The organism is Brevibacillus sp. SKDU10 (assembly GCF_001645205.1).
Classification (GTDB): domain Bacteria; phylum Bacillota; class Bacilli; order Brevibacillales; family Brevibacillaceae; genus Brevibacillus_B; species Brevibacillus_B halotolerans.
In genome coordinates this window covers 106,518-115,535 of the sequence record NZ_LSSO01000113.1, presented here as the reverse complement: position 1 = coordinate 115,535, position 9,018 = coordinate 106,518, and the positions used below count along the sequence as shown (strand labels likewise).

The window sequence follows — 9,018 nt, the reverse complement described above, 5'->3', positions numbered from 1 at the left end:
AGGGCTTTTTATTCGCGGGAGTCGTCAATCGTTTTATACCCGCGAGAACGTACGTAACCAATAGTGAGCCCGTGTAGATCATACGAAGTACCTACGTCCGAAACCACATTCTTTCGCGCCCCTTGCCAATTTAGTACAACGTCACCCACACGAACCTCTGTAGGCTGTGGTGCGTTCAAGTAATCCGTGGGCACATCGAGTCCCAGCGCGCGACGCAGCGCAATAGCCTTGCCGATATGGACGTTAAAGCAATCGTCCGGCGAGCATTCGGCGATTCCACGAGCGTATATCCTTTCCGGGGTTACTACGCCGCGAAGTAAGCAGACTACGGTTCTCTTTTCCTTGTTGACGATAAAATCTGCGGTCAATCCGAGTCCATTCTTGATGTAGATATCGCCGCGTCTTCGTAGAGCCGGATTCCTTACGTTGGACGTATCAGCCCGTAATACCCACACGTCCTCCTTAGCACGTTCTACGGCATTATCGCGCATCTTCTGTAAAGCGCGCCCTGCCGCAGTCGTATCTATCCCCGTATCTATAGGTGCTTCCGCCTTCGCCAGCTCCGCCTGTACACTATCTACGATCGCTTTAAGGATTTCGGTAGGAGACGATGAGGCTACGTTGACGGTTAGATTTACCGTGATGTTATTCGGGGTCGGTTCGTCTAAAGGCGTTATAACTACGTATTCGCGATGGCGGATAACCCGATCATGTTCATTTACGCGTACGCATTTAAATACCCCCAGTACTCCTGCGACCGTCAAGATATCTCCGTTATCGTACTTTCTCGCGGTATCTTCAGCCGCGACGATTAGAATACGTTCGCCGACCTTAGCCTCTCGTTTCTCTTCGCGGCAACATACGCCGTCAACGTGGATAATGTCGGTGGGTTCGAGGACTACGTAATCGTCATGAGATAGATTAAGCGTAGTGCCGTCACCCCACTTTCCGTCCACGCGTATAAAGTAATACCCGTCTAACTCCGTAACTGTATAAACCTCGCCCTTTCGATATTCGCCTAGCATCTCTTCCGCGCCCGCGATGATCTTTACTTGTTCACCAACGTTTGCCTTACGTTCAACCTCGCGATACTCACGCTTAACTCCGTTATCATCCGTCAAAATAGTTACATTCGTCATATACCGATCACCCTCCGAAATTTTTATTTAGGCTACGTCAAAGTATGGCGCTGTCCACGGCTCTGCTTTCGTAACCTCCCTACGTAATTGCTCGGCTAGTTCCGCAATCTCCCATTGAGCACCGCGACCATTCCGTCGTTTTCCGTAGAAGTCGAGCAGGGCCCGGAGATTCGCGGTCATAACTAGATTGATTGCGGCTGCGTTCGGGAGGACCATACGGGCGTCTTCTGGCGGGACTCCGGCCTCTCGAAGTGCGTCGTAGTCAGCCTGTAATGCTCGCATAGATGCTCGGAAGACTGCGACAGCCCCTTCGCCTTTTTCTTGAATACTCCGCGGCACCATGTAATCAAATCCGCCAGTCTTATCGGAACTGCCCATCCGTACATATCGTTGTGACTGGACGGAGTAGCTAAAGCCGACCCGATGCCGTGTCAATTGCGCTAGGAGTGCGCGGGATACGCCCTCGATCGCAAATGTGAACGTGAGGTGCTCCAAAGTAGACGTATGGCCTGATCGTGTGATGTGGCGGAACAGACGGTCGGCTTCTGTACCTTCCTCGCCGTCGGATGCGGTCTGACCGAAGTACTTGTCGCCTTCGAGAACAACGATCTCGGACGGCTTATTGGCGGAATAACACGTTCTGATCGCGGTGAGGGCTACGGCTTGGCCGTCAGTTGTGCCCCATAGGTCGAGTTGATTGCCCTCATACCCTATGAATTCGTGAAATATGTCGAGGCTACCGTAAAACTCTTCACTCAGTTGTGTATGCGAGATCAGCCTCACGGACATTTGCGTTTCTGCCATTAGCGCGCCTCCCTTAGTATCGCGAGTATAATCTCGGGGGAGATTTCGACTACTGCTCGGTTCTTCGCGTAAGACCCCCTAGTTAGAGAGCGTTCGGCCCATTTTCGGCTTGTATAAACTTTTCCGATACAAGGCGTCCGGTGTCCGCATCAACTACGACAAAAGCACTTAAACTGGCGAGATAACCCATTACGTTAACACCCCCGTACTCCCAAAACCACCGGCTCCGCGATCTGTCTCGCTTAATTCGTCCGCAACGATAAATTGCGCCTGCATCACCGGCAATATCAATCCTTGGGCAACGCGGTCACCTTTGCGGATTAGGTATGTTCCTGCTGGATAGTCGCGCCACTGTCGGACCTGCTCTCCAGATATCGTCCGTAAATACTCAGTACTCGGACATTCGTCTTCGATTCGATAATCTGTTACAATCGCTCTGCCTTCTTCGTCATACGCGAAAAAAGGCTCGTGTTTCCAAATATTATCGAACATCATCGCGACTTCACCCCGATAGTCACTGTCGATAATACCGATACCATTCGGCTGTCGAAGCTTCGTGTTAAGAGCGATGCCCGACCGCATGCACACTAACATCACGAAGCCCTCCGGTATTTCAAACGCGAGTCCTAACGGAACCTTTTGCGTCTCACCGGGCGAGATAACTACGTCCTCAACCGCGACAAGATCGAAGCCGGCCGAGCCAGTCGTTGCATATTGCGGAATTACTGCGTCCGGGTGCAGGCGCTTGATTTTTACAGGGATCATTTGGTGCCCTCCTTTATGGATTCAGACTTCGAGAAGCTTTCGTTCAGCAAAATACAGACCAGCCTTGTAGGCTTTCGTTTCCAAGTCGTATGGTTCTCGCAGGTCCACTCGGTGCTGCTCCTCGTGTAGTTTACAAAGCGTATGAAATACGATATCGACTAGTTGCTCACCAACCGCGGGCTTTCCTTGTAACATTTCGATTAACTCGCGTTGTTCATTCGTTGGCCGTAGCTCATCGACGTACCTCCTTAACAACGAATACCTTGCCCCGTTGCTCAACGATCTGGTATTTGTCGGTGTCAAATCGGGACATATCCGTTATAGTGACCTCATATCTCGGAGTTGCGTAATCTACCATTGCGAAGCCAGTCAAATTGCCTAGGATTGCCGAGATTAATAAAAACGTTATTCCTATAAGTTCTCCGTTGATTAGGGTGAAAAACGCCATTACTCCAACGATCACAGCAAGCATCCCGAGGCATACCATGCCAACCAACGCTCCGGTATTTGACGTCGTACTCAGAATTTCCATCCCGCCACCTCCGTTTATCTTAGTGGGCACGCCCCACCCTCGCATGAATCCGCGCCCTCTAAATCGCTAGTACCGTCCGTCTCATATTTCGCTAGAATCTCCGGATCGAACGGCTTCATTTTGGCGCGTAGTTCCTCGTATTCCTCTTTCGTTATAGCCTCGTACGGCGCGAGCTGATAAGTACCGCCATCGAGTGCCAGGAACGATACACCTACGAAATCGTCCCATCCGTCCCACACCGTCTGCTCAACCGTTGCCCACTCATCCGGCCTTACCGTAATCGTATTGGACGAATTGTGGTCGGTGTACGAACGCTGGAATCGGAAGTAAGTCTCGAATTGACGCGTTGCACTTACGTCATCTTTCGTTTCTAACGCGCCAGAAGCTACAGGAAAGTCGATGACCAACGTACGGGCATTAGCAAGGCGCTCTGTTTCGGTGCTGCCCGGCGTACCTACCTCGGGATTCACCGTCCAGCCGAGCTCTTGCGCCACCTTAACGAGTGGATCGGACGCATTAATGCGGATACGTCGGATGTAGTACGGGCTGTGCGACCAGTGCAGGCCAGACGATACGCCGCCGGCTAACTGCGATATGGTGCCCTCCGGCTTGACCGTTGTCACGAGTAAGGGCGCGTTCACCCGCAGTTCCTTCGCGTAGGACTCCGCCTCATTATTCGCTACGATGCCGAGAAGTTCGAGTAAATCACGTTCCTGACGTTCGTTATTGTTAACGGCTGCCATAGCGTCTTTCCATCCGGTCAGTGACGCGCCGAGAAGCCTGTCACGCTGTTGGATCGCGTCCCAATGTGGCAATTCGAGTGTTACGAGAGTCATTCGTAAGCCGGCACGGGCGGAGCGTCGTTGAGCTTGTAGAAGTGTGGGGATATCGAGTGTATCGCCGTGTACGAACTGCATAACGTTGACCGTCGTTAAGTTGCAGACCCCGTATGAATCGAGCAGTATTTCCGCGCATGGATTAAGCCCTTCGGCGTTTGGTCGTCTTCTTCGCGCCTCTTCCAGATTGATAAAGCCCGGCTCGCCTTCTGATTGCATGATCGTGAACACGAGGTTTAAAAACTCACGGCTAGGCTTCGTTTCGAACGCGATAGAGTTATTCGATAGTCTCCGATGATCAAGTCCGAATCGTCCGTCTTCTACCTTTACGATAGAATCGAACCACTCCGGCTTTTGTCCGATGCTCTCTAGCATTTCGCCTACCTTACGATGATGCGCGAGTTGATCTTCCGTCCACACGCCGTTAATACCGTACTTGGCGAGCAAGCACTCGTAGTCGTCCGCGTCAAAGAGGAATATTTCGGCTGTTCTACGGACGCCGCCGACCACTACGTTAGCTCCGATAAGATTGCCGATATCGAGAATGTGGATCGGACGTACGCGGTTGTAGGATGGAATATGGCCCGACCCCACCGGTACCTTGATTAGTCGTTGGTCTTTCTTCAACGGAGCTAACGACGGGTCAATTTGATTCTTTAACACGCGGTCGATCCCCGCAAACATCTCCGCAAGAGGTTCGTGGCCCGATGCGCTGCCGCCGAATCGTTTCAGACGTTCACCTTTCGGACGAACCGAGTTGTACGAAATTTTCACGGTGTGGACCGATTCGTATTGCGGCTCCGTTAGGATTTCGAAATAGGCTCGGAGGGCTTCGACCCACCCTTCTTTACTGTCGCCTACGTAGATTTTCACGTAGCCGTTATCGAGTTCGGTTACCTTTGTTCGTTCCAATCGTCGGTCTACGGGAACAGGCTCGTAAGGCGCGTTGATTAACGTTGTGTTTGTGCGGATTGGCGCTAGGCCTGCCGCAAACTCCTTCGTACACTTGAATCCGACGCCGCAACCAACCATCAATAGATAAAACAAGTCGCCTAAATCCGACCAGCTTCGAATATTAACGAAACTGCAATTGAACTGGCCCAAACTGTAGCTAGCTCCAGCCTCAGTCCCTCCGACCCACAGCGTCCGTCCACTTAGGAATTGACGCAGGTTGAACATCTCGTCGAAGAACGACTCGGCTTCGGCCTGTAAACTCGCGTAAGGCACCGTATATCCTACCTTTTCGTAATGGTTTATCGCGAGACCGAAGTTGTATTCTGTAGCCCTACGGCATGTTTCTTTCCACGTCTCACGGCGGCCGATTTCGGGTAGCCACCGTGAATATGTCCGGTAATATACGAACTTGCCGAGCTCGTTCATATGTTCGGGAAAGTCCGGGTACTTTCCGATGAACTCATCCGTTAGTAGTTGAGTCAATCCGCGTCATCTCCCTTTCGATATCGTTTATCGCGTTAACTATCGTTTTCCTGCGTAATCTTAGCGTTAGACATCTTCTCTCACTGACGATTAGGCTCTCGGTTACGTCCTCTAGCTCTTCGTGTAGATAACGGAGTGATCGTTCGACTGGCTTCTCGTCGTACTTATTCATCCGGCTAATGCTCGTAACAGCCGGAGTAGTGCAAAAAGCAAGACCGAGTGAACAAACGGGATGCCTACGCCTGAAAGAGCAAAAATGTAATACACGCCAGCGCCGCCTAGTAAATATACGCCTGTAACGATTACTGCCCAAAATATGAAGAGCCCCAGCTTAGGCCAACTCATCTAATCTCTCCTTTACCATTGAAATAAGGTAATGCAGATATAAGCAGCTACGGGAATTGCAATGAGAAATGAGGCAAGTCGTCTCCCACCTGAAGTATAATTGGTGGTGATAATTCCTACGATAGCAATGATATACATAATGAGAGAGTACCAACCCAGAATCTGCGTTAACATCAAACCGCCTCCCACACTTTGACCAATTTTTCTACTTGATGTACCTCTACGCATTCGACCTCACTCTCGTATTCCCACGGCCTCTCGTCTTGGCACTCTGTTGCTCCGACACTATAGCCTGTGGAGTAATACTTCCCATCAATCCATTTAAAGATAATGTCGTGATATACAGACCATCTTGATTGGTCGACAATTTGATCTGAAATCACTTCCACTCCGTTATAGCCCTCCCACGGAAGCCCGTATTCTTTTAATTCTTCCGTTCTGAAATTAACTTTTGCCATACTCACTCCACCTCCTTTTGTCGTCTTATCGGAAGAATAAGTGCTAGAACTCCGTCATCTGTGTCGATTACAAACGGACTTTCCTCGCCAGTAAACTTAATTCCGACCGTCTTCGGTTTAAAATCGCGTAACGCAATCAGGGCGTCAAGCACGAACTGAGCGTTGTAATGAAGCGTAAATTCGTCCGAAAAGCTTTCTATTTGAACGGTCGGTGAAACCTCGTAAACACCGATACCGCAAGTAGTCGTAAACGTTAACCCAGAGCCGGTAACCGCGATCGAAGCATATGGCGACTTCTTGCCTCCGACCTTGACCATGATCTCGTGTGCCTTGATTAGTTCCTCGAGTGATTCACTGCCGAACGCGTACTCAGCGCAATAAACCTTCGGAATGATATGTGAAATATCCGGATACGTACCGTCAATTGGAGCGCTTGTTTTTGAGTCGAGCACAATCGCCTCGCTACGCTCATGCGCGTTTTCTACTCGGAGTAATCGGTGTGCGTCTGTTGCGACCAACGTACCATCAGCCGAATGATACACGCCTGAGAGAATGGGGCGTGCTGCTGACCTCCCCACAAATTTCTTTGCGTGTTTCATAGCGAGTGCATGTCGTTCATGTACCGTAAGTATCAATCAAACCGCCTCCTCAACGTCTATCAATTTATTCGCGATAAGATACGCCAGCACCACCGCACACGCATCGCTGTCATCGTAGCCAGCCGCAAACTCGTAGTCTTCCGGCAATCCTAGTATCTTACGTACTCTTGCCGCGACCTCGACCTTCTCCGCCTTGCCATTGCCGGTGACTAACCGTTTCACAGACGTTGGGCTAATCTCATCAGTCACCGTATACCCGTATCGAGCTAGCCCTTGGTCAACGGCCGCCCACGCGCCGAACACGCCTTGTCTCGCCCTTTTCGATCGGCCATCCGTAAAGTCCTCACGTATAATTGTGGTAAGTGGTCCGGCATCGTGAGCGACTGCGACCGTCTTGGCCTCGATGTATGCGAAACGTTGACCGTCCGTATGTGCAGTAGATGTAACGAGCGATGAAGCGTATATTAGCGTAGGCACCCGGTTCACTACGTCTATCACCGCAAATCCGGGGTTCATCGAAATGTCCAAACCGAGATATCGTTCCTTTTTACGAATAGCCATCGGTCACCTCCGTAAGCCCGCCGCGTTCTCTAAATGACGCGCGTAGTCGAGCAGATTGTCGTACACCACGTCGCTGTCCTCCGTATGTAGTTCGGAGGCTAAACGGCGGAGGTCGCCGGACACGACCGCCATCACCGTTTTAAGCGAGTCTACTTCGCGTTCCAATTCATCATAATTTTCGATCATGTCGTGAGAAACTATCGGCATTAGGCGACCACCTCCACTATTTTCGCCCCGTAAGGCACGTACTTCAACGGCCGATCCGGAGCATTTACGACTACATTCCGGTAGTAAATGCCGCGATAGTCTGCAATCGGTTTTAGCTTACGGAAGACTTCGATTGTAGCGAGCACATCGTTCATCGCACGATGGTGTCCGTTTAGCTCGATGCCATATCGGGCACATACGTCTTTTAACGATGCGGACTCCGTGGGCGCTACGAGCTTGGCGAGCGCTCGGGTGCAGACGAACTTTTCAAGGAAAATAGCGTGGCCAGTAACAAACGATAAATCGAATGGGGCATTGTGAGCAACGACCGTAGTCTCAGCGAAAAACTTAACTAGCGCACCTGCCGCAAAGAAGCTGGGAGTACCTCCGTATAAATCTTTCTCTGTGATACTGGTTAGCTCCGTTATAAAGTTTGGTAATTCGCGCCCCTCATCGAGCTGCACAAACGTCTGGAACCGACCATACTCACGTTCTAAATCCGTTCTCACCGCGGCTATCTCGATTATCTGATCCGTTTCATGATCGAGCCCCGTCGTTTCCAAATCAATGAACGTGTAGATTTCGTCCATCAAGCCGCCTCCCCCTCTGCTCTTGCTTCCGCTAAATAGTTTCGTAAGCTTCGGTGATCCTGTTTACCTGCAAGGCTTGATCGAGCCATCCGCGCGTCAACCTTTTGTAAGAACGCTAGGTTCTCCGCACTCAACGTCGCTTGACAATGACCGGCAAAGAATGGGCAAAACCCGCACTTCGTCGTCATGTCCGCAGTCACTTCCGGTTGTTGTCCCTCGTAAACTAGCCGAGCTTGTCTCGCGAGATCACGAAGTAGCCGTTCCTGCATTTCGTCGGTAATGTAAAAATAGAACGGGCGTATGTCCGCCATAGGCTTACCGTCAGCCCATGTCTTTTGTCCCTTTGTCACATACGATCGGTCCTCGTCAGAAAACCATGCTGGCTTTTGCGTCGACTCGTATAAAAGGACACCCTCGCGAATACCGAATACGAGTGATTCAGCAGTTACTTGGCGTAAGTGGTCGTCCTGCGCCCCGTTCCGGTCGAGTTTGCTGTTCATCGCACGTAGACCGGACGCCTTCGTTTTGTATTCAAATAGTAGGCGGTCGCTTCCGTTATAACGTAATATTCCGTCAGGCTTTGCGGTGATGGCGAACTTAACACCGTCGTATTCGAACACCACACGTTGCTGCGCCTCGTCCTCGAACATGTACGCGCCCTCTTCGTTCGTTTCGACAGTAAACTTCGCGTTTTCACCGAGTCGCTTCTCCATGTGTACGAGGTCCATCTGTACAAGTTCGATGT

The 9,018-nt window shown here is 50.9% G+C and carries 15 protein-coding genes; all 15 read right to left on the bottom strand.

Translation table 11 applies throughout. The features are described from left to right. Positions 1-8: 8 nt before the first annotated feature. Positions 9-1,139 (bottom strand): hypothetical protein, encoded by a 1,131-nt coding sequence (locus tag AYJ08_RS07065; RefSeq protein ID WP_064017126.1) that lies wholly within the window; start codon positions 1,137-1,139, stop codon positions 9-11. 27 nt (positions 1,140-1,166) lie between these two features. Then, on the bottom strand, positions 1,167-1,943 hold the full coding sequence (gene thyX / locus AYJ08_RS07060) for an FAD-dependent thymidylate synthase (RefSeq protein ID WP_369799670.1): 777 nt from the start codon (positions 1,941-1,943) through the stop codon (positions 1,167-1,169). A gap of 189 nt (positions 1,944-2,132) precedes the next feature. Next, positions 2,133-2,708, bottom strand: a complete 576-nt coding sequence (locus tag AYJ08_RS07055; protein ID WP_064017125.1) for a dUTP diphosphatase — start codon at positions 2,706-2,708, stop codon at positions 2,133-2,135. Positions 2,709-2,729: 21 nt separating this feature from the next. Beyond that, complete coding sequence (locus AYJ08_RS07050) at positions 2,730-2,903, bottom strand: hypothetical protein (RefSeq protein WP_157452826.1); 174 nt, start codon at positions 2,901-2,903, stop codon at positions 2,730-2,732. 37 nt (positions 2,904-2,940) lie between these two features. Beyond that, entirely contained in the window at positions 2,941-3,195 is a 255-nt protein-coding gene (locus tag AYJ08_RS07045) for a hypothetical protein (RefSeq protein ID WP_157452825.1), read from the bottom strand. Positions 3,196-3,254: 59 nt separating this feature from the next. Beyond that, entirely contained in the window at positions 3,255-5,456 is a 2,202-nt protein-coding gene (gene nrdJ / locus AYJ08_RS07040; protein ID WP_082890893.1) for a ribonucleoside-triphosphate reductase, adenosylcobalamin-dependent, read from the bottom strand. Positions 5,457-5,490: 34 nt separating this feature from the next. Beyond that, positions 5,491-5,685: a hypothetical protein gene (locus tag AYJ08_RS23460; RefSeq protein WP_157452824.1), complete on the bottom strand. Its 195-nt coding sequence runs from the start codon at positions 5,683-5,685 to the stop codon at positions 5,491-5,493. Continuing rightward, entirely contained in the window at positions 5,682-5,858 is a 177-nt protein-coding gene (locus AYJ08_RS23455) for a hypothetical protein (protein WP_157452823.1), read from the bottom strand. Before AYJ08_RS23455 ends, AYJ08_RS23460 begins: the two co-directional genes overlap by 4 nt. Positions 5,859-5,870: 12 nt before the next feature. Beyond that, a complete protein-coding gene (locus tag AYJ08_RS23450; protein ID WP_157452822.1) occupies positions 5,871-6,032 on the bottom strand; it encodes a hypothetical protein in 162 nt (53 codons plus the stop codon). Next, positions 6,032-6,316, bottom strand: coding sequence for a hypothetical protein (locus AYJ08_RS07035; protein ID WP_231929035.1), 285 nt, complete (start codon positions 6,314-6,316; stop codon positions 6,032-6,034). The genes AYJ08_RS23450 and AYJ08_RS07035 overlap by 1 nt, the downstream gene beginning before the upstream one ends. A 2-nt stretch (positions 6,317-6,318) precedes the next feature. Continuing rightward, a complete protein-coding gene (locus tag AYJ08_RS07030; RefSeq protein WP_064017121.1) occupies positions 6,319-6,951 on the bottom strand; it encodes a beta clamp domain-containing protein in 633 nt (210 codons plus the stop codon). Beyond that, on the bottom strand, positions 6,952-7,476 hold the full coding sequence (locus AYJ08_RS07025) for a crossover junction endodeoxyribonuclease RuvC (protein ID WP_064017120.1): 525 nt from the start codon (positions 7,474-7,476) through the stop codon (positions 6,952-6,954). It lies immediately after the preceding gene. 3 nt (positions 7,477-7,479) lie between these two features. Next, on the bottom strand, positions 7,480-7,683 hold the full coding sequence (locus AYJ08_RS07020) for a hypothetical protein (RefSeq protein WP_064017119.1): 204 nt from the start codon (positions 7,681-7,683) through the stop codon (positions 7,480-7,482). Next, on the bottom strand, positions 7,683-8,273 hold the full coding sequence (locus AYJ08_RS07015) for a 3'-5' exonuclease (protein WP_064017118.1): 591 nt from the start codon (positions 8,271-8,273) through the stop codon (positions 7,683-7,685). Before AYJ08_RS07015 ends, AYJ08_RS07020 begins: the two co-directional genes overlap by 1 nt. Further along, the gene (locus AYJ08_RS24380) at positions 8,273-8,773 is read right to left on the bottom strand and encodes a hypothetical protein (RefSeq protein WP_231929034.1); all 501 of its coding nucleotides are present in this window, start codon (positions 8,771-8,773) and stop codon (positions 8,273-8,275) included. The genes AYJ08_RS07015 and AYJ08_RS24380 overlap by 1 nt, the downstream gene beginning before the upstream one ends. Positions 8,774-9,018: the final 245 nt, after the last annotated feature.